Below are 22,314 nucleotides of genomic sequence, written 5' to 3'. Positions count from 1 at the left end.
GGTAACGATGAATCTGTGTAAAAACCTTAAAGATCCAGCACCAGCCGCGCGCTTTTCGCGCGCGAGCAGCAAGGCGTGAACTGGTCGTTGCGGGCCCGCTCGGCATCGGTCAAGAACATGTCACGATGGTCCGGCTCGCCTTCCAGTACGCGCGTGAGGCAGGTGCCACAGATGCCCTGTTCGCAAGACAACGGGATGTCGATGCCGGCCTCCAGCAACACCTGGGCAACGCTGAGCGTGGCCGGCACTTGGAAACACTGTCCGGTGCTAGCCAGTTGCACCTCGAAACCGCCCGCCTCGCTGACCGGCGCAGCGGCGGCGGTAAAGTACTCGCGGTGCAGTTGCGCCTCGGCCCAGCCCTGCGCGCGCGCCGTGCCCAACACGTGCTCCATGAAACCGTTGGGGCCACAGACATACAGGTGACGGTCGGCGGCGGGCCCGGATAAAACCCGAGCGGCGTCAAGACGCTGGACCTCCTCGCCATCGTCCACATGAACCTGCACGCAATCGGCAAATGTCGAACGGCGGATGTACTCGATAAAGGCCATGCGCCCGGCCGAGCGACCGCAATAGTGCAGCTCGAAAGGCGCGCCGACCCGCGCCAGGCGCTCGGCCATGCAGAGGATCGGCGTGATGCCGATGCCGCCCGCGAGCAGCACGCTGTACCCTGCCCCATGCTCCAGAGGGAACAGGTTTCGTGGCTCGCTGATCCGCAGCCGGCTGCCTTCGTGCACTTGTTCGTGCATGGCCTGCGAGCCGCCGCGAGACGCCGGGTCGAGCAACACGCCCAGCAGGTAGCGGTGGCGTTCTTCGGGGTGATTGCACAGCGAGTACTGGCGCACCAAGCCATTGGGCAAGTGCACGTCGATATGCGAGCCGGCACTGAAAGCAGGCAGCATGGGACCCTCGGCCGGGGCCAGTTCAAAGCTGTAGATGCCTTCAGCTTCGAGGCGCTTGCGGGTCACAACGACGTCAATCATTGCGAAACACCTACGGGCTGCTCAGCGGCAATCAATCGACGCAAAACCCGTCGGCAACGCACCGCCCCAGCATCGACGGGCAGCAACACAGGGTTAAGGCCAAGCAGTTCAACCTCGCCAATCTGGCGCTGTTGAGCCTCGACCATGGGTTTGTCCTCACCGGCAAAAATACCGATCAACATGTCCTGGACGAAGGCATTCAACTGCGCATTGTCCTGCTCGAAACTGCGCGTGTTGGCAAAGAAGTAATGGGTATTCATCGCGTCCTGCGGGGTCATCAGGTGCAGGTTCCAAGTCACCGGTCCCTCTTCCCTGGGGCGTCCTAGAGGCGTGGCACCACTGCCCAGCAACATCAGACCGGGCGCGTGCCAGATGACTTCAGCCCAGACGTCTGCCCGGGTCGGATCCTCAAGGTGCGCGCCGAATGCCGGCGGTGGGACATCATCGGGTGCCCACCAACTGATGCGCACGCGATCGTTGGGCAACTCCTCAATGGTGGGGCGGGTGCGTGACAACGCTCCGCCACCGAGCGTGTCGGGGTGCAGGAAATCGACATGGCTCAAGTCCATGATGTTGTCGGCCAGCAGCTCGTAGTGCGCAAGGGTGGGCAAATACCCATTGCCCTTGGCATGAGTGGGCGCCTGCTCAAAAAAGGAAAAATCGGGAATCAGCGCATCGCTGGCCAGTGCCGGATCGCCAGGCCAGACCCAGATCGCCCCATGGCGTTCAACGGCAGGGAACGAGCGAACACAGGCGGCCTTGGGGATACTCCCATCGCCATGGGGATTGTGCGTACATTGACCACTGCCATCGAAACGCAAGCCGTGGTACGGGCACTGAACGCTGTCGCCGACAATTTTGCCCATGTGCAGCGGGGCAAAACGGTGCGGGCAACGATCGGCGAGCGCCTGAATCACACCCTGGCTATTGCGAAAGAACACGATGGGTTGCTCGACGATAGTTCTGCCAAGCATCCCACCCTGCGCCAGCTCGTCCGCCCATGCAGCGAGGTACCAGGTGTTGAGCAAATAACTCATGATGTTCTCCTCATTGTTCTTATTTTGTTGAAACGTCGAATGGGCAGGTCAGTGCTCAGGGTCTGCGGCCACCGCAGTGGGAAAAGCAGACCCGCTGCCACGCAACCGAAGACAGGCCAGGGCCACCACGAGTTGAACGCCCGCGACGATTCCCAATGCAGCGGGCAAGGCGCCGATTACCCCACCGGTGATCGCCAGCACCACCAGCGGGCTGGCGAACTCACCGGCGAAGAACATCGCCGTGAAGCCGCCGGCCGCGCGGCCGCGCTGCTGGAAGTCGACCTGGCTCATGATCCAGGTGAGCAGGGTCGGCATCATCAGGCCGATGCCCAGGCCGTTGATCAGGACGGCGATCACCACCAGCCCGTGACTGTCGGCCACCGCCAGCAGCCCGCCACCGATACCGGCCGCGGCGAAGGCCAAGAGCATCTGCCGGTGCGCAGGGACACCACGAAACAGACGGAAACTCAGGGCGCCGACCAGTACGCCGAACTGACTGGCGCCCATGGTCAGGCCGATCTGCTGCGAGCCTTCGACATGCAGCAGGTTGAGCAGGTAACCGACTTGTACCGGCACGATGAACAGGCTCAAGCCCGCCAGGAATGCCAGGGCATACAACGGCGCCAGGGGGCGCCAAGGGAATACCCTGCTCACCGCGGTTGTCGCGGTGACGACCTGCGCCCGCGGCTCCCACAGCAACCAGACCATCAGTGGCAGAAACACCAGCCCCAGCCCATACAGGGCAAACGGCGTGCGCCAGCCGTGCTCGCCGAGCACGCCACCGACGGCAATGAAAATCGCCGCCGACAGCGAGGTCGCGACCATTTGCAGGGCGAACATCCGTTCACGCCGTGCGCCGCTGTAGTAGTCGCCCATCATCGTCGTGCAACAGGTCATGATCGCTGCCTCGGCCACACCGATGCCGGCTCGGCTGATGACGATGACCTCTAGCGACTCCAGCCATAGCGGCAGCACCCCACAGACGGTGTAGAGAAACATCGCACCGATCAGCAATGGTTTGCGCCCGAGCCGGTCGGCGATGATCCCGGCCACGGGTGCCAACAGTGCAATCATCAACGCCGGCAGCGTAAGGGCAATGGGCACCAGCACGGCCACACCCGGCGTGTCGGCGAAGTGCTCCTGCATATGCGGCAGGATGGGGGCCAGCAGCACCGCACCGAGCACCGGCAGGCAACTACCGAGTAGCAGCAACAACGACTGTGGCAAACCTGCCTGGCGCTCAACGCTCATCGTGCACCTCCGCGGGTTGGGCCGCGCAAAACGCCATGCCGAAGGCACTCAGGCCGGCGATAAGGTCAAGCCATAGAGACTGCTGGAACTGCGACACACAAGGCATGGGAAAGTCCTTTCTTGTTGTTATGACGCGACGGGATTGGCGGATGTTGTCGTTTGATCGTGTCCCGAAGTCAGGCGTAGCGAGTGCTTCACGCAGGCCCCCTCCTCGGCTACGGCCGGCATCAGCAACAGGCTCTTCGGGTGGTTGGGTCTGGCCTCGGCCGGTCCCGTGCTGACACGCTTGCTCGGCAACAGGAAGTGAGCCAGAGCCGGCAACAGGACCAGCGCACCGACCATGTTCCAGACGAACATGAACGCCAGCAGCACGCCCATGTCGGCCTGGAACTTGATCGGCGAAAACATCCAGGTGGCCACGCCGATCGCCAGGGTCACACCGGTCAGCATCACCACCTTGCCGGTGGACAGCAGCGCCCGGTAATACGCCTCCGACAAGCTGGTGCCCTGACGCATATGGCCGAGCAGGATGCTCATCACATACAGCGCGTAGTCGACGCCGATGCCCACGCCGAGGGCGATCACCGGCAGGGTCGCGACCTTGACGCCGATATTCAGCCAGACCATCAGCGCCTCACAGAGGATCGACGTGAGCATCAGCGGAATCACCGCGCAAATCGTGGCGCGCCAGGAACGGAAGGTAATCAGGCACAGCAGGATCACCGCGCCGTAGACCCAGAACAGCATTTCGCGATTGGCCTGCTTGACGACGATGTTGGTCGCGGCCTCGATCCCGGCATTGCCAGCGGCCAGGAGGAACTGGACGTCGTCAGTATTGTTCGCCGCGGCGAATTGCTCGACGTGATCCACCAGGCGGCTCAGGGTTTGCGCCTTATGGTCGGAGAGGTAGACGTACAGCGTCAGCAGGCTGCAGTCTTCGTTGTACAGCCCGCGCGGCGCCCCGGCGGTGACCATGTTGAGCATCGCCTGGTTGTTCTGCAGCTCATACCATTTCGGGCTGCCCTCGCTCAGGCCCACCAGCATGCGGCGGTTGAGCAACGCCAGGGAATTGGTCGAGTCGACACCCGGCAAGGTGCGCAACTGCCAGTCGAGGGCATCGACTTTGTTCAGGATGTCATAACGCGAACAGGCGCTGGCAGGTGTCTTGATCATCACCGCGAACAGGTCGCTGCTCGCGCCGTAATGCCGGGTCAGGAAGGCGTCATCCTGGTTGTAACGCGAGTCAGCCCGCAGTTCGGGTGCGCCCGCATCGAGATCGCCGACTTTCAACTGCAGGCTGACGATGAAACCGAGCGTCGCCAACGCCAGGCTTAGGGCAATGCACAACGCCGCCCACCGGCGCTGGGTGAACAGGTCGAGAAAGCGCCAGAATCCGTGGCGATGCTGGCCCGCTTGTTCGGCGTGCTCGCTTTTCAGGCTCAGTTGCGCCGCGCGGCCGCTGACCCCGACATAGGAAAGCAATATCGGCAGCAGGATCAAGTTGGTGAAGATCAGCACCGCGACGCCGATGCTGGCGATCATTGCCAGGTCCTGGATCACCTGGATCTTGATGATCATCAGCACCGCGAAACCCACCGCATCACACAGCAGTGCGGTGAGACCGGCAAGGAACAGACGGCGGAAGGTAAAGCGTGCGGCGACGACCCGGTGCATGCCCCGCCCGATGTCCTGCATGATGCCGTTCATCTTCTGCGCCCCATGGCTCATGCCAATGGCAAACACCAGGAACGGCACCAGCACCGAATAGGGGTCCAGTTGATAATCCAGCAGCGGCAGCAAGCCGAGCTGCCAGACCACCGCCACCAATGAACAGAACACCACCAACAGGGTGCTGCGAATGCAGCGGGTGTACCAATAAAGCACCACCGTGGTGATCAGGATCGCCACGGCGAAAAAGATCAGGATCTGCCGCAGGCCGGCAATCAGGTCACCGACTTTCTTGGCGAAACCGGTGATGCGGATATCAATGGTTTCGCTCTGGTATTGGCTGCGCAACGACTCCAACTGTTGCGACAGCCGGGTGTAGTCCAACGGCTGGCCATCGGGCGTTCGCTGCAACAGCGGTACCTGGATAATGCTCGAGGCCTGGTCGAACGCCACCAACTGGCCGATTTCGTTGGACAGCTGCACATTGCGCCGCAATGCTGCAAGGCTCGCAGCGCCGCCATCATAGTTATCCGGAATGACCGGCCCACCCTCCAGGCCCGCCTCTGTCACCGCCACCCAGCGTGTGGCCGGCGTCCAGAGCGACTTCATGTACGCACGGTCGACACCGGGCAGCAGGTAGATCTTGTCGCTTAATGCTTGCAGGGTCTTGAGGTAGGCGCTGTCGTAGATATCGCCCCGCTTGTTGACCACGGCAATGCGCACCGCATTACCCAACCCGCTCAACTCCTTCTGGTGCTCAAGGTAGTTGGCGATGTAGGGGTGATGGGTGGGGATCATTTTTTCGAAACTGGCATTGAGCTCAACACGGCTGGACTGCCAACCCAGCACCAGCGTCGTCGCCAGGCACAGCAGCAACACCCACAGCCGATGGTTGAACAATGCTCGTTCGAGCACCGAGCCGGAGCGCGGATCAAAATCATCGAGCGCATTGGCAGGGGACTGGAAAAACTTACCAGGGGACGTCATAACCTCACTCCGAAGCGGCAGTGGCTGGCTGCGCAAGACGCTGCAGCCCGGTGAAACCGGCAACGATCAGGCTGCCGTCGGCGGCCTCGATCACACTTGAAACAGGTTTGCCCAAGGGCGTTCCCAACGGCAGCAGCGCCGCACCGGCCTGCTCGCTGTTGCGAAACAGCGCACCGCCCTGGTTGACCAGCAGCAGTTGGCCGTCGGCCAGGCGGGTGGAGTCGTTGAAGGAGATGGGTACGGGAACCGACAGACGCTGGAAACTTGCACCAGCGTCTTGGGAGACAAAGGCATTGCCCTTCAGGCCGGCAACCACCAGCGCGCCATCGGCACGACTCTGCAGGGTGAAGAAACTGCCTTCATAAGGGCTATCCAACTGACTGAACGACATCGCGTTGTCGTCCGAGCGCGCCAGGTAACCCTGCTCGCCAGCCAGGAACCAGCGGGTGCCCAGGTGATTGATGGCGTACAAGTGCATCCCGTTCGGGTTGGCGATATGCCCCATCAGCGAGTGCCAGGTGGCGCCACCATCGGTGGTCTGCAGCGCCAAACCGTAGGCACCGACGATCAATCCGCGATGTGCATCGACGAACTCCAGCGCCAGAAAGGGTTTGTCTGGACCATCGGCGACAAGACGCTCAGCATTTTGTACCCGTATCAGGGCGGCATCCGGGTCGGCAGCGGTGGCTTGGTCCGCCTTGGCGGCGTCCAGCTCCAGCTGTGCCACGCGCACGCCGTCGAGCTGCAGCGTCCAGTGCTCACCACCATCCACAGTTGCCAGCACCACGCCCGCGTGACCGACGGCCCAGCCCTTTTGCGCATCGACGAACCGCACCGCCGTCAGGCTGACCGAAACCGGTACCCAAGCCTGATGCCAGCTTTGCCCATTGTCGTCGGAGAACAGCACCAGGCCGCGCTCGCCCACGGCTACCAGACGTGTGCCGGCCCGCGCCAGATCGATCAATACGGCGTTCTGCGCAGCCGGTACCCGCATGGCCGGGGTATTGAGCGGCGCGCCCACCGCAGCCGACCCGGCCAGGCACTCGCTCGTGGCGAAGGGCAAATACAGGGCCAAGAGCAACGCGCCCGCCTGACTGATTCTGTTCATAACCTACCTCGGACAAACACTCGTATCCCAAGGGCAGACCGACAGGCCTGCCCTTCACTTTCGGCTCAGGTCTAACGCACGCCGCGCCCGGCCATCGCCGCTGGCGAGAACTCCGAGGCCTTGTAGCGATCAACCGCGTGATACTGTTCCGGCAACCCGGCGTAAAGGTTCTGGATAAACCACGCACCGGAGGTCAGGTCATAAAAACCGGCAGACAATTGCACCAGGCCTGGCAGGTCGGGCAATACGGAAGGCAGCGACCAGAGGGTCTTGGCCAGTTGGCCGCTGGCATCCCAACGGTCACCGAGCAGGGCTTGCCAGGTGTCTTCGTCGAGGTAGTAACGGCCTTTGGGCAACTGGTGGCGCTTGCCGGCGGCCAACGTCGACTCGACCACCCAGACGCGGTGCAATTCCCAACGCACGTAATCCGGGTTCAGATGGTGTTTGCCTAACAGGTCCTGCGGCTGGCCAGCGTTCTGCGCCTTGTTGGTGTTGTAGGGGACATACATTTCCTGCTTGCCCACCAGTTTCCAGTCGAACCGGTCCGTGCGCCCGCCCCACACAAACAGTTCATCAAAAGACATGACCCCGGCGGTGGACGGCGTCGGTGTATCGCAGCAGGCGTTGGGCAGCGTGCGCACCCGGCGCTGACCGCTCAGATAGACATGAGCCTGGGATTTTTCGCCGTTGATGTTCTCACGCCCCAGGATCTGCTCGCCGGCACGAATCGCCGGGCCGGAATTGACAAAGTGCACCTGCCAGTAGTCACCCGAGTAGTTTTCAGGGCCGCCCTCCTCGAAGTAGTAGGGCATTTCCTGGGTCAAAAGGCCGTCGCTGGTCATCACCTGGTTGCCGTCGGCCGTGATCAGATAGTGGCGAAAATGCGCCGCCACCGAGGTGCCGCGCCAGTTCAGCAGGTGGTTCCAGATGGCTTCGGTACCGTTCTGTGGAATCGGAAACGGGATCCCGCCATAGGCACCGTCGGGGATCAGGCCGGCGCTGCTATTGACCAGTTTGGCGCGGGTCGCATTCTTGAACGTGTTGTCATAGACCCATTGCGGCGCGGCCGCCGTGCGTCGGGTCGGATACACGTCGATGCGATAGGTCTCCGGGAAGCGTTTGAACAGCTCCTTGGTGCCGTCGCTGAGTTTATCGGCGTACTTGGCCAGGTTCTGGGTCGTGATGCTGTACAACGGTTTGTCGGCGGCAAAAGGATCGCCACGCTTGCCGCCCGGAACATAGGCCGGATCGACCTTGGTGTAGCCACCGTCCCAGGCCGGAATACTGCCATCGGCATTGCCGGCCTTCTCGGCACCGAAGGGCGTCAGGGTCTTACCCAGCTCAGCCGCTTGTTCGGCGCTGGCAGCCAGGGTCATCGGTGCGGTAGCGGCCAACAGGGTCAAGCACAAGGCCTTTAGAGTGAACTGAATGGTCATGCGCAAATCCTCTTAGAACGTGGTCTTGACGGAGAAAGCCAGGTAATCCCGGTCCTTCAGCGACTGCTTGTAGTTGAACTGGTTGGCGGCGTTGAGGCTGGTGTCCTCGGGGCCATAGAAGCGGGTGTAGGTCAGCCCCAGGGTCACTTGGTCCAGGTAGGTGGCGGAGACGCCGATGTTCATGTCCCCTCCTCTATCGGGGCCGAACCCGCTGATGACCGCCGATTTGCCCATGGGGAAATAGCTGATGCCCACCGGCACGCTGATATCCACGCCAGGGAAGAACTGGCGATAGGTGGGCGTGTACACCAACTTCAAGCCCAAGCCGTCATCGGTGGCGTTAGGGTCCAGGGCGGCGCGGTTCTTGGTCACGGCCAGCAAGCGGTTCCAGGCGATCTCCCCTAACAGACTGGCTTCATTGGCGACAAAGGAAGGGCCCAGCGATGCCAGGACGTTGAGGTTGACGTGAGCCGTGCGGCCGACGGCATAAAGGGCGTCATCGTTGTTGTCCGCGTCGATGCCCGGCAGGACGGTCTGGGCGTTGGACACCAACGGCATGTTCCAGCGCATCGATGCCTCGCCGGCAAAGCTGTACTCGTCTACGGAAGTCGCGAAACTGCCCCCCAGGACACGGATATCTTCCGGGTAGACCCAGGAGTACTCGCCGATTTTTCCGGTACTGAAATCCGGCCCGGTGGCATTCGGTTTCAAGTACAACGTGGGGGTTTTCTCGTGATATTGGAGTGCGTACAGTCCGTAATCCGTCGTCCCAGTGTTGTACTTGAGCTGCAGACCGCCTTGGCCGGAGCTCCTGGCTTTCTTGTCTTTACCGTGGAAGAACGCCGCCGGGCTGTTGGCATTACCGCCGAGGAAATCCGGAAATGGCCCGCCAGTGATCAACCGTTCATTGCCTTCACCGATGGTATCGCTGGTGGAGAAGTAGCTGCCGGCACCAGGCAGTCGTGTCTCTTCCCACTCCAACTGATAGAAAGCGCCCAATGACAGGTCATCGGTCAGTTGGTAGGCGGTCGAGAGTTGATTGACCGGCCGGGTGATTTCCTTGAATTGGGTGTTGGGTACCGATTGCGCCTTGACCACGTCCACTGGCGCCATGGCACCGGCAATGCCGTTGCCGCCAAAGAACAGGCTCTCACCCCAGATCAGACCATGGCGCCCCGCGCGAACCGATAAGGCACGGTCGGCCAGCTCGCCGTTCCAGTAGACAAAGGCATCCAGCAGCTCGCCATCGCCACCATGCAGATGACGTGTGTCATTGGTGAACTCGTCGAAGCCCACCGACCGTTGGTTGGCACTGGCCGCATCGTTATTGTCGTTGCGGTCCTGGTAGACAGTGTCATACCAGGCTGCACCGCTCAGACGAGCGCCGAAGTCGTGATATCCGATGTCCAGCTCAGAAAGAATATCCAGACGATTGGAGATCAGCCCCTTTTTGAAGTTGTGATCACCGTCATTCTGGTTCAACGCCGTTTGCCCTTGGCTGAGCTTGCTGCTGGGGTCCTTCAGGCGCCAGGCCGCGCTGTACTTCAGCGTATTGTCCCAGCGCAAGCTGAGATCGGGATTGCCGGTATCGATCTGAAACGCCTGGGCAACCGAAGCGCCAAGCCCCAGGCTGGCCGCAAGGGTCAGGGTGAAGGGGACGCGCCGAGACGCAGCGAACTTGCAAGTAGCCATCGAAGTAACCCTCTTTATTGTTGTTGTATGTCAGCTCTTCTGGTGAAACCGCGCCCGCAATCCAACCGGGCCAAGCCTGCACAGGCATGAAACATTCATGGGAAAGCGAATTTGGTTTTGTCGGCGCCTCAGATAGGCTGTGCCGTGACCTCGAGCATCCGCCTGACCAGGCCGATCCGGTCGAAGCTGCTGTCGTGGGCCATTTCCTTGTCACCGGCAAGCACCGAGCTTTCGCTGATGAATTTGCAGCGTTCATAACGGCGCGCCATAAAGCGTTCGAGCTGCTGTTCGACACTGCCGCCGGCGACCAACTCTTCGCCAAGCACCACGGCATCCTCGATGGCCATACCGGCACCCTGACCCAGGTGCGGCGTCGTGGCGTGAACCGCATCGCCAATCAGCACAACTCGGCCGCGGTACCAGGGCTCACTGACGAACACCACCTCCAGTGGCTTGTAGACCACCTGTTCGCTGTTGATTATTTGCTCGCGCAGCTCGCCGATCAGCCCGGTGAAGCCACTCAGGCGCTGGCGCATCTGGGTCGCCAGCGTGGCGGCATCCATTCTGGGGTTGGCGGGCTCGTGGGAGGTCATGAACAGGTACATCTGGTCGTGGCCCAACGGCACCAACCCGGCATTGCCAGCGGGTCCCTGGAAGGTGGCCAGATGATCGATTCCAGCGGCGCGTGGAAGGTTGTAGCGCCACACCGCCTGGCCGGTGAAGCGCGGCAGGTACTGCTCGCCGAACAGCAAGCCGCGCATGTGGGAGTACAGGCCATCGGCGCCCACGACCAGATCGTAATGGCCGCGATTGCCATCGGTGAACAGCACCTCCACACCCTCGCCCACCTGCTCTAGCATCTCGACGCTCAGGCCCAGACGAATCGAGGCACCCAGGGCCATGGTGGTTTCGCTGAGGACTTGATGCAGGGCCAGGCGCGAGATACCGACGTTGGCCGGATACTCGGGACCAGCCAGGCGCTGACCGGGGATTCGTACCAACTGCTCACCAGCCGTGGTATTGATGGTCAGATCCTCGAACGCGTAGGCAGCATCCAGGTAGCTATCCAACACACCCAACTTGGCCATCTCACGGACGACGTTACTCTGCTGGATGATGCCAACACCGTAGACGGTCCACTGCGTCTTGAGCTCGACAAGATCGACGACAATACCTTTGCGACGCAAAGCGATTGCGGCACACAGGCCACCGATACCACCACCGACGATAAGCACCTTTTTCACTGCGTTCATGCTCGTCTCACTCTTATTCTTGTTATTCACGCAAGCGTTCTGCCGGAGCGATCCCAGGCTTCAGAACCCGCTGTGTTTGCACGCATTCGGTACCGCTTTGTGCCCCACTTTCTCGGCAAAGCAGGCGTTTGACTAATCGCATGTAGGGATACGATGTATCAGCTACCGCAATACCTTAATTAAGGTCCACACGCCTCCAACTGACCCGCTTCGAGCACCAGCCAATCGGCTTCTGCATGCCATTGCAGCGCACTCAGGCTTTCCCCCAGGCACGGGCCGTACACGCACAGACCCGTGTCAGGAAGGAACCGCGCACCATGCGCATAACAGACAATCTGGCGGCCATCGACGCTGAGAAAACGGTCCTTGCGATACTCCAGGCGCACCGCCAAGTGTGGGCAACTGTTGCGATAGACGCGCACCTCTGCGTCATGGCGCAGGGCAAACACGCTGTCCTTGCCCGTACCCAGAGGATCGAAGCCGCGGGCCTGCCCTTCGACCAATTCATCCAGTCGACAGAGAACAATTGCGTCGTGGCTCATGGACGAAATCCGCATTCAGGCCTGCTTGGGCGGCGGGCCGCTCGGAAACCACTTTTCCCGGGAGGTGAACAGGAACAACTGCGAGTTATCCGCCGACAACGGCGCTTGGCGCGCTTGCCAGGCGTCATCGTGCTTGTCCATGTCGGCGTCGTATTCGATGTGGCAACCCAACGGGCTATTGAAGTACCAGAACCAGTTAGAACCGAAGAGATGACGGCCCGGCCCCCAGAAGCTGGTCCAGCCTTGCTGTTCGAAGCGACGACCGGCCAGCAGTACTTCCGTGCCGCTGCCCATGTGAAAGGTGAAGTGCTCACAGCCCTTCATATGCGGCGGCGTCTGGATCATGAACAGGCAGTGATGGTCATCGGAACCGGCCGGCCGCATGAACGGGCCGGCGCCGACAAAGGTGTCGGTGGTCACGAAGCCCAAGCGCTTGTAAAAAGCTTCGGCCTTGGCTGCGTCCGGCACGAAATACACCACATGGGACAGGGTCCGCGGCAGGGCCTGCATGTCGGGATTGATGCCAGGTTGGTTAACCGGGCGTTGAGGCGCATGACCCGGCGCATTGGTCAGATCGGCTGGTGCGCTGTACGCACGCCGCACACTGATCTGGAAACCAATGGCAAAGCCCATATCGTCCACGCTGTGCACGGAGCCATCGGCACCGCGGGTCACCGGGCGGTCGCGCCCCAGCTCATCGGCGATGGCCTCAAGATCAGCCATGCTTGCCACGCCATAGACGGTTTCACGAATCGAGGGCGCAGGCCCGATGGCCGCCGGCAGACTGGCATCGTCTGCCCGACGGATAATCACGGAGGTGCCGTCGAGGGCTTCAAAACGACCGCCCTCGCTGTCGACATCGACAGGCAGCAGGCCGTAGTCACGCAGGCAATGAGTACAGGCTTGAATGTCGTCGACACCGAAAATAAGGGCGTCAAGGCCAATGATGTTCATTGAGTTACCACTCCATTGTAATTATTCAGCGCAGGCCAGCACCCCGCTTACGGGAGCAGTGCCAGGCGGTACGCTGCCGAGGCGGGTCTTGGAGTCGATAAAGCGTCACGGCCAACCGACTGTGAGTTGATAGTGAAGGGGTAAAAACTCACTGACTAATCGCTTGTCAGGATGTGACCTATCGGTAAACGCGATACCTGGCTGCGCAGCACAAGCGCTCTGGAAAATCCAACTGGCATCGCACGATTCGCCAACTCACGGCACTTGACGCCGCGATAGGAAGGTCGGAAGGTATTTACAAAATAAATACAAAAATCGAGACCGCCATGCGTTTTAACCACTTGGATCTCAACCTCCTGGTGGCGCTGGATGTGTTGCTGGAAGAGCAGAACATCACCCGCGCCGCCGAACGCCTGCACATGACACAATCCGCCACCAGCGGCGTACTGGGCAGGCTGCGCCTCTACTTCGAAGATGAGCTGCTGGCGCAGGTCGGACGCAAGATGCAGCCCACGCCTTATGCCCGCGAACTGGCGGCGCCGGTGCGCCAGGTGCTGCTGACGATCCAGTCCTCGATCACCGTCAAACCGGTGTTCGACCCCGCCACCAGCAAGCGTCATTTTCGCCTGATCACGTCGGACTATCTGATCAGCGTCCTGTTTGCCCGGGTGATCCAGAAGATCTCCCTGGAAGCACCGCATATCACCTTTGAACTGCTCGGCCCTGGCGACACGTCCACCGAGATGCTGATGCGCGGTGAGGCCGACATGATGATCGTGCCTGAACACTACCTGATCGAAGGCCACCCCTCGCAGCTACTGTTTGAAGAAGAACACGTCTGCGTAGTGTGGGACGGCAACACGTTGGTGGGCGACAGCATCAGCCTCGACCAGTACATCGAAATGGGCCATGTCTCGGTGATTTTTGGTCGCAACCGGCAACTGAGCGTCGAAGAATGGCTGATGAGCCAGTATGGTTTCACCCGCCGCATGGAAGTGGTGACCCATGACTTCAACACTCTGCCGCAGTTGATCGTCGGTACTCAACGCGTCGCCACCATGCTCCAGCGCATGGCCAGGCTCTACGCCAACTACCTGCCGCTACGCATCATGCAGCCACCAGTTAAAATCCCGGTGATGCGTGAGTTCATGCTCTGGCATCGGACCATGGAGGGGGATCCGATGCACCGCTGGCTGCGGGCGAAAATCAGCCAGATCATCAACGAACTGGAGCAGTAGTTACAGCCCTAGCCAAAGGCGAGTCAGGTACGAAAGTGCCCGACGGCCGCTTTGAGCTCGCCGCCAACCCGTTGCAAGTCGGCCGTTGAGCCTTGCAGTTGCAGGCTTTCCCTGGCGCTGCCCTCGGCCACTTCGCGCACCCGCGTCATACTCTGGTTGACTTGCTCGGCCACCACGCTCTGCTGTTCGGCGGCCGCGGCAATCTGCTGGTTCATCTGCTCGATACTGGACACCGCCCGGGTGATCCGCGCCAGCGCCTGGGAGGCTTGCGCCGCAAGCACCACCGTTTCATCGCTCAGCACATGGCTGCCTTGCAAACGCTCAGCGGCGTGTTGGGCCACAGCGCTCAGACGAACGATCAACCCTTCGATTTCCGTGGTCGAACGCTGTGTACGCCGTGCCAGACCGCGAACCTCATCGGCGACCACGGCGAAGCCACGCCCCTGCTCGCCTGCGCGTGCGGCCTCAATGGCGGCGTTGAGCGCCAGCAAGTTGGTCTGCTCGGCCACCGTTTTGATCACATCGAGCACGCCTCCAATCGCCGCGCTCTCCACCAATAGCGACCGCATGGCTTCAGCGCAACCGCCCATTTCCAAAGCCAAATGGTCAATCTTGTCACTCGCCTGACGCACCAACTCATCGCCCTCACGCGCCTGTTGGTCGGCATGCGCCACCGCTTCGCTGGCTTGAGCCGCGTTGCGCGCGACTTCCTGCGCTGTGGCGGCCATCTGCTGCATGGCGGTGGCGGCCAGCTCGGTTTCCTGGCGTTGGTGTTCGACACCACGGCTGTTGCTCAGGGTCACTTCGGCCAGGCTGCCGGCCATGCCGTTGAGCGATCCAACACCGCGGTCGATGCGTCCGACCAAACCGCGCAGGCTGCCCAGCATGTTGCCCACGGTACCCAACAGTTGACCCAGCTCATCACGACGAGCACTGCCTGCCGGCGGATCACTCAGGTCCCCCGCCGCCACGCACTGGACTAGTTGCACAGCCTGGCGCAACGGCTGCACAATCAAGTGACGGATCAGCAGACTAGCGCCAATGCCCAAGGCGAGCGCCAGAACGGTGATCAAACCCAATTGGCGATCGGCATCGCGATTATCGTCCAGGACCGCCTGCCTTTGCTGCTCATCGGCCTGGGCCAGCAGCTGGTTGACCTGCTCGGTTTGCGTACTCATCGCCGCACTGCTTTGCGCACTTTGCTCACGGCTGCCGACAAACTCGAGGAAGGCTTTGCGGTAGTCGCCCAAGGCAGTGTTCGCCTCCTGCAGCGACGCACCTTGCTGCTCGTCAAGATCGAGCGCCTGCATGGCGGCCAGCAGGTCACTCATGCTCATTTCCCAGTCGCTGCGGTATCGCTCCTCGCCATCGAGCGAGTAGTACAGCTCGCTGTCACGCAGCTTGGCGAGCTTGTCCCGCAACGCGGCCGTCTGCTCAAGCAATACCATCTGATCGCTGCTCGGCGGCGTCCCCTGCCCTAACCGAGCATTAAGCGCATCCAGTTGGTCGAGAAACAGCAGGGTAAAACTGTCGCCAGCGGTCTGCGCCCGTGCCTGCATGCGCAGGCGCGTTTCGCGAGCCCGACGCAACGAATCGGCATAGCTGAGGAACTGCTCCAGGTAAGCGCTGACGGCTGTGCGAATCGTGGTGTGCGTTGCGCTGTTGATCGGGTGATCATCGAGTTGCTGATTCAGTTTTCCAATCGTCTCGCGGACTTGCTCCAGGCGCTGCGGGGCCAGATCCAGGGCGAACGCTTTCTCGTCGATACGCGCACGCAGAATCAGGGCCTGAACCGCTGACTCCTGGCGCGATTGCTCACCGCGCTGCTGCAACACACCCAGGGAACGAAAAGCAGTCGCCGCTACCGCCAACGTCACCAGCAGCACCAGGCCAAAACCCAGCGATAGCTTGGCACCCACCGACAGGTTTCCGAGTACGCGATTCAGTACGAGCATGTCCAGCTCCTCGCACTGTCGTGGAAAAACAGCATGCCCTTGGCGCACCTGATCGCTGTGCCGGATTTGAACTCACTCATCTGCCGATACCTTTTTCTTGTTGTTGTGTGCGCCCGAACTCCAACCAACGGCGCGGTGCAGCGCAAACACTAATGAGTCGCACCTCAACGACACCAATCGCATCCTGTGCTATGAGCCATCGCAAAGTACGATGGTAGGTATCCGGATTTGCAGCTTGAACGGTGAGTAGAAAACTCTTAGACCGACGGTGCGCCTGGCTCTATCTCCGTTCGCAATACCTCCCATCCCGACTCGCGATTGGCCAAACAATCCGCCTCCCCTTAGCCTGCTTCGAACCGTCAGGTCTGGCGATCCCCGCTCCGGACCTGGTCGCCCGCTTTGCTTGCACAAGGACAATAACAATCATGTTTCGCTACTTCCCGACCAACTACGTGTGGAATCTTTCCGTCGACCTGGCCATTGAAATGGGCGCCCGCATCGGCGAAATCGAAGAAATGTGCGCGCCGCTGCAGGAAGCCGCCAAGCAACCGGACGCCGCCGGCAGCAAGGCTTTTCGTGAGACCTGGGCGAACATGGCCGACAAGCTGTGCGGCCTGGCTGAGGAAGACGAAGGCAAGGGTCGAATGCTGTCAGCCGGTGAAAAATACAACCGCGCCGCGACCTATTACCTGAGCTGCGAACGCCTGCAGGCCCACGGCGCCCCGGGCCGCACGGAGCTGTACCAGCGCTTTCTGCACACATTCCAACGCGGTATCGAACTGGCACGAGAAAACTGCGAGCGCGTTGAAATCCCTTACGAAGGCAAACACATTTCCGGTCTGCTGGTCCGTGCCGAAGGTGTCAGCGGCCCAGCGCCGATCCTGGTGCAGGTTAATGGACTGGACTCCACCAAAGAAATGAAATACCGCGTCGGCCTGCCGGCCTGGTTGGCCAAACGGGGCGTTTCTTCCTTGATCATCGACCAACCCGGCACCGGCGAAGCATTGCGTCTGCACAACCTGACCGCGCGCTTCGACAGCGAACATTGGGCCAGTCGCGTGGTGGATTGGCTGGAAACCCGCGACGATGTCGACGCCAAACGCATTGGCCTGGAAGGCGTATCGCTCGGCGGCTATTACTGCCCGCGCGCGGTAGCCTTCGAGCCGCGCTTCGCTTGCGGCGTGGTGTGGGGTGCCAACCATGACTGGCGTGATGTACAGAAACGTCGCCTGGAAAAGGAAGGCAGCTTCCCGGTGCCGCATTACTGGTCGCATGTGTCTTGGGTCTGGGGGGCCAAGGACACGGACGAGTTCATGACCATCGCCGAGAACGTTCATCTGGACGGCATCCTGGACCGCATCAATGTCCCCTTCCTGGTCACCCACGGTGAAAAGGATTCGCAGATTCCATTGAAGTGGGCCCACCGCACCTACGAGCAGTTGGTCAACAGTCCAAAACGCGAGCTGAAAATTTTCACCGAACGTGAGGGAGGCGTGCAGCATTCGAGCTTCGACAACAGTATCAATGCCGGTCAATACATTGCCGACTGGGTCGCTGAGGTACTCGGCGGGCGTACTGCATGACGGGCATGAAGTTGATGTTCCGGCAACCTGCGAGCGCTTGAGCTTTGCGGTGCGACTGCGCAATCGGGCGATGGGCGTCAATGAACGCCTATCGCGCTGACGAGCGCCAACCGCGCTTTTAAAGTTACTCACCCTCAATCATTCCCAACATCTGCCACTACGATACTCCTGCACTAGTAGTACTTTTCCCTGTATGGCGATCAACGCTACATTAGCAATGTATCCTCGCAGGGCGGTGAGCGCTTACGGCAATACCCAAGCTGGAATTGGCTCGAACATGCTGATGGGTCAATCCGTCCGCCGGCTCAATCCTGGCCAACTAAGGTTGGGCATTACTGACGTGTTGATGATTGAATAATTGACAGGGTTATGGTGCTAAAGAGGGCGAAACAACCGTGCCCCGATAAACCGTCGCGTCAATACCAACGCGTGAATCTTTCGTGATGGCCTCGAGCTCTAGAGTGTGAGCTGCTCAACCGCTGAATATGATGAATTGTTCGCTGAGGAAATGCTCAAACATCTAGCGCAGTCCGACCCATTGAACTTTAAGGAATTTGCTTTCTTGCCGACGCAGAAAAAGATTCAATTCTGGACTCGCTTTCGGGGAGTATCAAGGGCCAAGAAGGCAGGATTCCGGGCTGTTCCATTTCCTTCTACCCTAGCCAGCCAACCGGACGGGAAACGTCAGGTCTGGACAGCTAGGCGCAGCGACCGAAGACTGCCTTCAGCCGCCACGCCAGCAGCGAGCAAAGTCCGCTATGGATCAGTAGGTTTCCAGCTTAAACGGCGCATCCGCAGTAGCGGCATTGCCGGTGCTGAGGAGCCCTGCCGTATCTGGTCGCTTCAGGACCGTGTCATGGATCTGTATCTCCACCTCAATACTGTCGTCGTCAATCGTCGAGTTATCGGCGTTGGGTGGAAGCTTGAAGGTGGCCTTAGCTTCCAGTTACGTCTGGCAGTCCATGCAACCTTCGACGTGTAAACGGCTGAGTATTAGCCGGGTACCAAGGTACTCGCGATTGCCGTCGACCTTGGCGTAGGCCGAGATCAGGAACAAACCACGGATTTTCGCTCGGTTGATACGCCTTATCCGCAATGCCTTGCCAGTTGGCCACGGTGCCTCGGCCTTGAACAGCAACTGCTTGGCGGTTTGGGCATAGGCATCCAAGGAACCGGCGCCATAGACGTAGCCCAGTTATTTCTCGATATTGATGCAATCACGGGAGGTGAAGGGATTGCCGTCGGCCTTAACGGAAGGGGCCAATACAATATTTTCTATCGCCTGCTCCTACCAGCGTTGTATGGCTTGCTAGGTAGCTGCGTGTTTGTGTTGCGCTCCGTCAGCTTTCAATTGGAGACACCTTCACGTTCACCTGGGCACGGCGCCTGCTTGGGTCAGCGCAATTGGCCTCCAGATCGGTGTGGCCCGAACGCCAGGGCGGCGGGTTGGAAGCGGTGGTGATATTGCCGGTGTGAGATTGACCGCATCAGGTATGCGAGTTTTCCATCACCTTTGGTACCGTAAACAGAAACTCACTGCCCCCGCCCCATTTCAATCTCGGCAACGATCTTGCCGCCATGGGCCTGGAGGATGCCTTGGGTGATGTACAGCCTCAGGCCGCTGCCGGTGGGATGGTTTTTTGGTCTGGACCCAGTAACGATCAAACCCATGGGCAATTGCTCTAGCGCAATACCTGGTTCAGCGCGCGGAAGTACTCGTTGTAGGGACTGCCCCGCTTGCCCGGACGCAACAGCGGCCCCGCGCCAGCCATCAATGCCTCCCGCTCAAGCGGTGCCGTGCATAAAGGTTCTACAGCTCATCAGGACGCTCCTCTGCGTCGCAGTCAGGTACACGTTACGGCAGCGGTGCGCCATGGTTAAGGTTACGCGGGGCCAGAAAGGGAATTTAGCGACCACGCTTCGCCAACCGTCGAAAATGCCCGCCATTGGGCCGTACCCGGATCAATATGTGAGCGAATTTGCTAACGATGAGGCCTCCCTGCCAACACTTCATGGCTCACCCACCGCCCTCGCGAGCAAGCTCCCACAAGCGCACTTCAGTCGTCGTTGAATGGCTCTTCTGCATCTCGCTCACCCGGCGGACCGGGCCGCTGCAAGGCGGAGCAATTCGAACCATGGCCCTGACCGTCGGGCCGGGCCCCCAAGAAGGCAAATGCATCGTCCAATGAACCATGTAGCACCCCGTCATGCCCCAGGCCTTCGTAGGTCCGCCAGGTGACTTGATTACCAGCGGCACACAGAGCCGCCGCGACCGCATACTGCCGCATAGGTGTAATCGTTTGATCGGCCAGGCCGGTGGCAATGAATAACGGGAAGGCAATCGATGCCTGGGGCACGTCGGTCGTTGGGATACGCATAGCATTCAACGCTTCGGGGGTCATGGTCAAAAGCTCGGCAAACGAACCGATCTGCATCGCTTTGGACTTGAGCGCAATGTCACGGGTACAGCCCTGCCGGGCAACACTCAGCAGTTCAAGCCCTTTGGCCGTCAGGATATCCTCTATCCGAGGCCCGTCCTCCCGCAGGCCACCGGACGCCAGCGCCAGGAATACCGTATTGGACTGGCGCGGCGCCAGTGCAATGGGGCCCTGGGGAAATGTGCTGTTCGGGGCCGTGATTACCGCGCCGCGGATAGGCAGCTCCGGCGCGTAGTCACTGGCAAGGATCGCCGCGCCCAACGCCGCCCCGCCCCCTTGGGATTGCCCGGCCAGGATCGTGTAATTGGCAATCAACCCCGGCCTGATCGAACGGGCCGCGCGAATCGCGTCCAGGACAGAGCGTCCCTCGGCCTGCCAGAATGTATAGGGATGCGGTCCGGGCCCTCCCAGGCCTTGATAATCGGTGGCGACAACAGCAAAGCCACGGGCCAGCCAGCGGTTGATGTACGCCGCATCACGGTCTCGCAAGCCGGTCCAGGACGGTGCGCAGGCATCGGCAATCCCCAGCGTACCGTGGGCCCAGGCCAGCAGCGGCCAGCCGTGCGGGGGTGGATTTCCAGCCGGCAGGTACAACGCCCCGCTGACTGCAATGAGTCCGGAGTGCCAGCGCTCGTCGGTTGAACTGTAGAGCAGGCGCAAAGCCTGCGCGGCCGCGGGCATCTGCGGCTGCACCGCCAGTGTCTCGCTCCGCAGCAGGGCACCGGGCAACGCGGGCATTGCCTCAGGCCAGCGGTAAAACGCCGACGGCGCCCTGTCTCCTGCATCTGGGCCGAGGGGAAGCGTGCCTGCCGCCAGGGCATTGGCCGCCATCACGACGAATGAGCCAATGCAGATTCGTGCAAGGCCCGCGATTCGCAGCAGGTTCATGGGCAGTTCACCTGAGCGCAAAGTGCCTTGCGCAAAGCGCTGCCCTGCGCAGCAATGACATTGCCCACGACAGGGGCCACCTCATTGAAGCGGATAAATCCGTGGGTCATGTTCGCGAGCACGTGCAAGCTCGTCTCCACGCCCGCGCTTTCCAACCGGTGCGCCAACTCACGGTTTTCATCCAGCAACGGGTCCAGCGCACCAACCACCAATCGCACCGGTGGCAGGCCGACCAGATCAGCGATGATCGGCTGCACCCGCCAGTCATCCTCGTCATTGGGCAGGTAGCTCGCCCAGTAGGCACTCATGGTCTCGACCGACAGATTCTGTCCCCCGTATCCACCCAACCTTTGCCACGAATCGGAGCTCATGTCGCGCGAGTAGCTGCCGTAGAACAGTAACAACTGCTGCAGCACATCAAATCCCGCATCGCGTAAGGCAATCGCAGCCCCCAAGGCCAGGTTGGCGCCTGCCGAATCCCCGCCCAGGGCATAACCGCGTACCGGGCAATCGGTGATCGCCCCCAGCTTGATGATCCGGCTGACGATCGACACCACTTCGTTGAACGCCACCGGAAAACGATATTCCGGCGACAACGCATAGTCGATGGACAGCACCGCCAGGCCACTGTCACGCACCAGCTGGCGCAGCGGCGCGTCCCAGCCGGCAAGCGAACCGTGGCGAAATCCACCGCCGTGGCAATAGAACATCAAGCAAGGCGTCTCATCGCCCTCCGGCCAATAGAGCTTGCAGGGCACCGTTCGACCATCGACGACAAACCCCAAGGTGCGCTCATAGGACAACGGCACGCTGCGGTGTGCCGCCCAGGCATTGATCCGTTCCAGTTGCGCGCGGACACTGTGTATGTCCCCATGGACAACCGGCAGCAACCCTTTTTCGCGCAGCGTCGTGGCCACGGCTATCAGGTCTGGGTGAACCGACGGGCAAGAATCCGCCGACACTCTTTCAACGCCACTCATGGCCGGTCGTCCTCGCCGGCGCCAAGCGCGTCCAGCAGGATGAACGCCCATTGAGCCCCGTGCATGTCCCGATCCTGCAAGGCGCCCTGCACCACCGGACGCGGCAGGCTGATCTTGATCACATTCAACGCCTCGATGGGGAAAACGCTGATTGACTCCGCGGGCCTGTGGAACAGCTCGGCGATGGTCGACGCTTGCAATTTCGGCTCCGCGGCCAATCGCGCGAAGGTGTCCGAGTCCTTGCAGAACACATCGATGGTCAGGGAGAACGGCCCGGCGTTCTTTGAACGGATCTCATAACCCAATGCTTGCAGAGTGTTCATG

At 60.9% G+C, this 22,314-nt stretch carries 17 protein-coding genes and 2 pseudogenes; 2 read left to right on the top strand and 17 right to left on the bottom strand.

The genetic code is table 11. The annotated features are described in order from the left end of the window. Positions 1 to 26: 26 nt before the first annotated feature. The 10 genes from AC09SL_RS03530 to AC09SL_RS03485 all read right to left on the bottom strand — a co-directional run bounded on the left by AC09SL_RS03530 (position 27) and on the right by AC09SL_RS03485 (position 12,908). On the bottom strand, positions 27 to 980 hold the full coding sequence (locus tag AC09SL_RS03530; RefSeq protein ID WP_058545140.1) for a PDR/VanB family oxidoreductase: 954 nt from the start codon (positions 978 to 980) through the stop codon (positions 27 to 29). Continuing rightward, on the bottom strand, positions 977 to 2,017 hold the full coding sequence (locus tag AC09SL_RS03525) for an aromatic ring-hydroxylating oxygenase subunit alpha (RefSeq protein WP_058545139.1): 1,041 nt from the start codon (positions 2,015 to 2,017) through the stop codon (positions 977 to 979). The genes AC09SL_RS03530 and AC09SL_RS03525 overlap by 4 nt, the downstream gene beginning before the upstream one ends. 48 nt (positions 2,018 to 2,065) lie before the next feature. Continuing rightward, positions 2,066 to 3,268: an MFS transporter gene (locus AC09SL_RS03520; protein ID WP_058545138.1), complete on the bottom strand. Its 1,203-nt coding sequence runs from the start codon at positions 3,266 to 3,268 to the stop codon at positions 2,066 to 2,068. Between the two features lie 126 nt (positions 3,269 to 3,394). Continuing rightward, positions 3,395 to 5,923 (bottom strand): efflux RND transporter permease subunit, encoded by a 2,529-nt coding sequence (locus AC09SL_RS03515; RefSeq protein WP_058545137.1) that lies wholly within the window; start codon positions 5,921 to 5,923, stop codon positions 3,395 to 3,397. Between the two features lie 4 nt (positions 5,924 to 5,927). After that, complete coding sequence (locus AC09SL_RS03510) at positions 5,928 to 7,031, bottom strand: WD40/YVTN/BNR-like repeat-containing protein (protein ID WP_058545136.1); 1,104 nt, start codon at positions 7,029 to 7,031, stop codon at positions 5,928 to 5,930. A gap of 71 nt (positions 7,032 to 7,102) precedes the next feature. Further along, complete coding sequence (locus tag AC09SL_RS03505; RefSeq protein ID WP_058545135.1) at positions 7,103 to 8,467, bottom strand: DUF1329 domain-containing protein; 1,365 nt, start codon at positions 8,465 to 8,467, stop codon at positions 7,103 to 7,105. A gap of 12 nt (positions 8,468 to 8,479) precedes the next feature. Continuing rightward, a complete protein-coding gene (locus AC09SL_RS03500) occupies positions 8,480 to 10,159 on the bottom strand; it encodes a DUF1302 domain-containing protein (RefSeq protein ID WP_058545134.1) in 1,680 nt (559 codons plus the stop codon). Positions 10,160 to 10,287: 128 nt separating this feature from the next. After that, positions 10,288 to 11,412 carry an FAD-dependent oxidoreductase gene (locus tag AC09SL_RS03495; RefSeq protein WP_058545133.1) on the bottom strand — a complete coding sequence of 375 codons (1,125 nt, stop codon included), beginning with the start codon at positions 11,410 to 11,412 and terminating at the stop codon, positions 10,288 to 10,290. Positions 11,413 to 11,591: 179 nt separating this feature from the next. Next, positions 11,592 to 11,954, bottom strand: coding sequence for a Rieske (2Fe-2S) protein (locus tag AC09SL_RS03490; RefSeq protein ID WP_058545230.1), 363 nt, complete (start codon positions 11,952 to 11,954; stop codon positions 11,592 to 11,594). A 15-nt stretch (positions 11,955 to 11,969) separates the two neighbouring features. Beyond that, a complete protein-coding gene (locus AC09SL_RS03485; protein ID WP_058545132.1) occupies positions 11,970 to 12,908 on the bottom strand; it encodes a VOC family protein in 939 nt (312 codons plus the stop codon). Between the two features lie 326 nt (positions 12,909 to 13,234). Between AC09SL_RS03485 and AC09SL_RS03480 the strand changes: the two genes are divergently transcribed. Continuing rightward, positions 13,235 to 14,146 (top strand): LysR family transcriptional regulator, encoded by a 912-nt coding sequence (locus AC09SL_RS03480; protein WP_058545131.1) that lies wholly within the window; start codon positions 13,235 to 13,237, stop codon positions 14,144 to 14,146. A 23-nt stretch (positions 14,147 to 14,169) separates the two neighbouring features. On the opposite strand, the gene AC09SL_RS03475 is transcribed toward AC09SL_RS03480, so the two are convergent. Further along, positions 14,170 to 14,970, bottom strand: a complete 801-nt coding sequence (locus AC09SL_RS03475; RefSeq protein WP_419555123.1) for a methyl-accepting chemotaxis protein — start codon at positions 14,968 to 14,970, stop codon at positions 14,170 to 14,172. A 57-nt stretch (positions 14,971 to 15,027) separates the two neighbouring features. Continuing rightward, positions 15,028 to 15,324: pseudogene (locus AC09SL_RS03470) on the bottom strand (HAMP domain-containing protein); the annotation flags it as partial. 1,202 nt (positions 15,325 to 16,526) lie between these two features. Between AC09SL_RS03470 and AC09SL_RS03465 the strand changes: the two are divergent. Then, on the top strand, positions 16,527 to 17,684 hold the full coding sequence (locus AC09SL_RS03465; RefSeq protein WP_058545129.1) for an alpha/beta hydrolase family protein: 1,158 nt from the start codon (positions 16,527 to 16,529) through the stop codon (positions 17,682 to 17,684). Positions 17,685 to 18,630: 946 nt separating this feature from the next. Here the strand turns inward: AC09SL_RS03465 and AC09SL_RS03460 are convergent. The 5 genes and pseudogenes from AC09SL_RS03460 to AC09SL_RS03440 all read right to left on the bottom strand — a co-directional run bounded on the left by AC09SL_RS03460 (position 18,631) and on the right by AC09SL_RS03440 (position 22,313). Then, entirely contained in the window at positions 18,631 to 18,852 is a 222-nt protein-coding gene (locus tag AC09SL_RS03460; protein ID WP_058545128.1) for a hypothetical protein, read from the bottom strand. A 319-nt stretch (positions 18,853 to 19,171) separates the two neighbouring features. Continuing rightward, positions 19,172 to 19,379, bottom strand: a pseudogene (locus AC09SL_RS03455) (ATP-binding protein); the annotation flags it as partial. A 362-nt stretch (positions 19,380 to 19,741) separates the two neighbouring features. Further along, entirely contained in the window at positions 19,742 to 21,010 is a 1,269-nt protein-coding gene (locus tag AC09SL_RS03450) for a lipase family protein (protein WP_058545127.1), read from the bottom strand. Then, entirely contained in the window at positions 21,007 to 21,990 is a 984-nt protein-coding gene (locus tag AC09SL_RS03445) for an alpha/beta hydrolase fold domain-containing protein (RefSeq protein ID WP_058545126.1), read from the bottom strand. Before AC09SL_RS03445 ends, AC09SL_RS03450 begins: the two co-directional genes overlap by 4 nt. Beyond that, positions 21,987 to 22,313 carry a DUF4387 family protein gene (locus AC09SL_RS03440; RefSeq protein WP_058545125.1) on the bottom strand — a complete coding sequence of 109 codons (327 nt, stop codon included), beginning with the start codon at positions 22,311 to 22,313 and terminating at the stop codon, positions 21,987 to 21,989. The genes AC09SL_RS03445 and AC09SL_RS03440 overlap by 4 nt, the downstream gene beginning before the upstream one ends. Between the last annotated feature and the right edge of the window lies 1 nt (position 22,314).

The sequence above is a fragment of the Pseudomonas sp. PF05 genome (assembly GCF_056521845.1).
The sequence above is the reverse complement of the archived record's forward strand: the minus strand, read 5'-3'. Positions and strand labels throughout refer to the sequence as shown.

Coding starts and splice junctions, on each gene's coding strand:
- AC09SL_RS03530 (WP_058545140.1), bottom strand. CDS start 980: ATGATTGACGTCGTTGTGACCCGCAAGCGCCTCGAAGCTGAAGGCATC.
- AC09SL_RS03525 (WP_058545139.1), bottom strand. CDS start 2,017: ATGAGTTATTTGCTCAACACCTGGTACCTCGCTGCATGGGCGGACGAG.
- AC09SL_RS03520 (WP_058545138.1), bottom strand. CDS start 3,268: ATGAGCGTTGAGCGCCAGGCAGGTTTGCCACAGTCGTTGTTGCTGCTA.
- AC09SL_RS03515 (WP_058545137.1), bottom strand. CDS start 5,923: ATGACGTCCCCTGGTAAGTTTTTCCAGTCCCCTGCCAATGCGCTCGAT.
- AC09SL_RS03510 (WP_058545136.1), bottom strand. CDS start 7,031: ATGAACAGAATCAGTCAGGCGGGCGCGTTGCTCTTGGCCCTGTATTTG.
- AC09SL_RS03505 (WP_058545135.1), bottom strand. CDS start 8,467: ATGACCATTCAGTTCACTCTAAAGGCCTTGTGCTTGACCCTGTTGGCC.
- AC09SL_RS03500 (WP_058545134.1), bottom strand. CDS start 10,159: ATGGCTACTTGCAAGTTCGCTGCGTCTCGGCGCGTCCCCTTCACCCTG.
- AC09SL_RS03495 (WP_058545133.1), bottom strand. CDS start 11,412: ATGAACGCAGTGAAAAAGGTGCTTATCGTCGGTGGTGGTATCGGTGGC.
- AC09SL_RS03490 (WP_058545230.1), bottom strand. CDS start 11,954: ATGAGCCACGACGCAATTGTTCTCTGTCGACTGGATGAATTGGTCGAA.
- AC09SL_RS03485 (WP_058545132.1), bottom strand. CDS start 12,908: ATGAACATCATTGGCCTTGACGCCCTTATTTTCGGTGTCGACGACATT.
- AC09SL_RS03480 (WP_058545131.1), top strand. CDS start 13,235: ATGCGTTTTAACCACTTGGATCTCAACCTCCTGGTGGCGCTGGATGTG.
- AC09SL_RS03475 (WP_419555123.1), bottom strand. CDS start 14,970: ATGGCCGGCAGCCTGGCCGAAGTGACCCTGAGCAACAGCCGTGGTGTC.
- AC09SL_RS03465 (WP_058545129.1), top strand. CDS start 16,527: ATGTTTCGCTACTTCCCGACCAACTACGTGTGGAATCTTTCCGTCGAC.
- AC09SL_RS03450 (WP_058545127.1), bottom strand. CDS start 21,010: ATGAACCTGCTGCGAATCGCGGGCCTTGCACGAATCTGCATTGGCTCA.
- AC09SL_RS03445 (WP_058545126.1), bottom strand. CDS start 21,990: ATGAGTGGCGTTGAAAGAGTGTCGGCGGATTCTTGCCCGTCGGTTCAC.
- AC09SL_RS03440 (WP_058545125.1), bottom strand. CDS start 22,313: ATGAACACTCTGCAAGCATTGGGTTATGAGATCCGTTCAAAGAACGCC.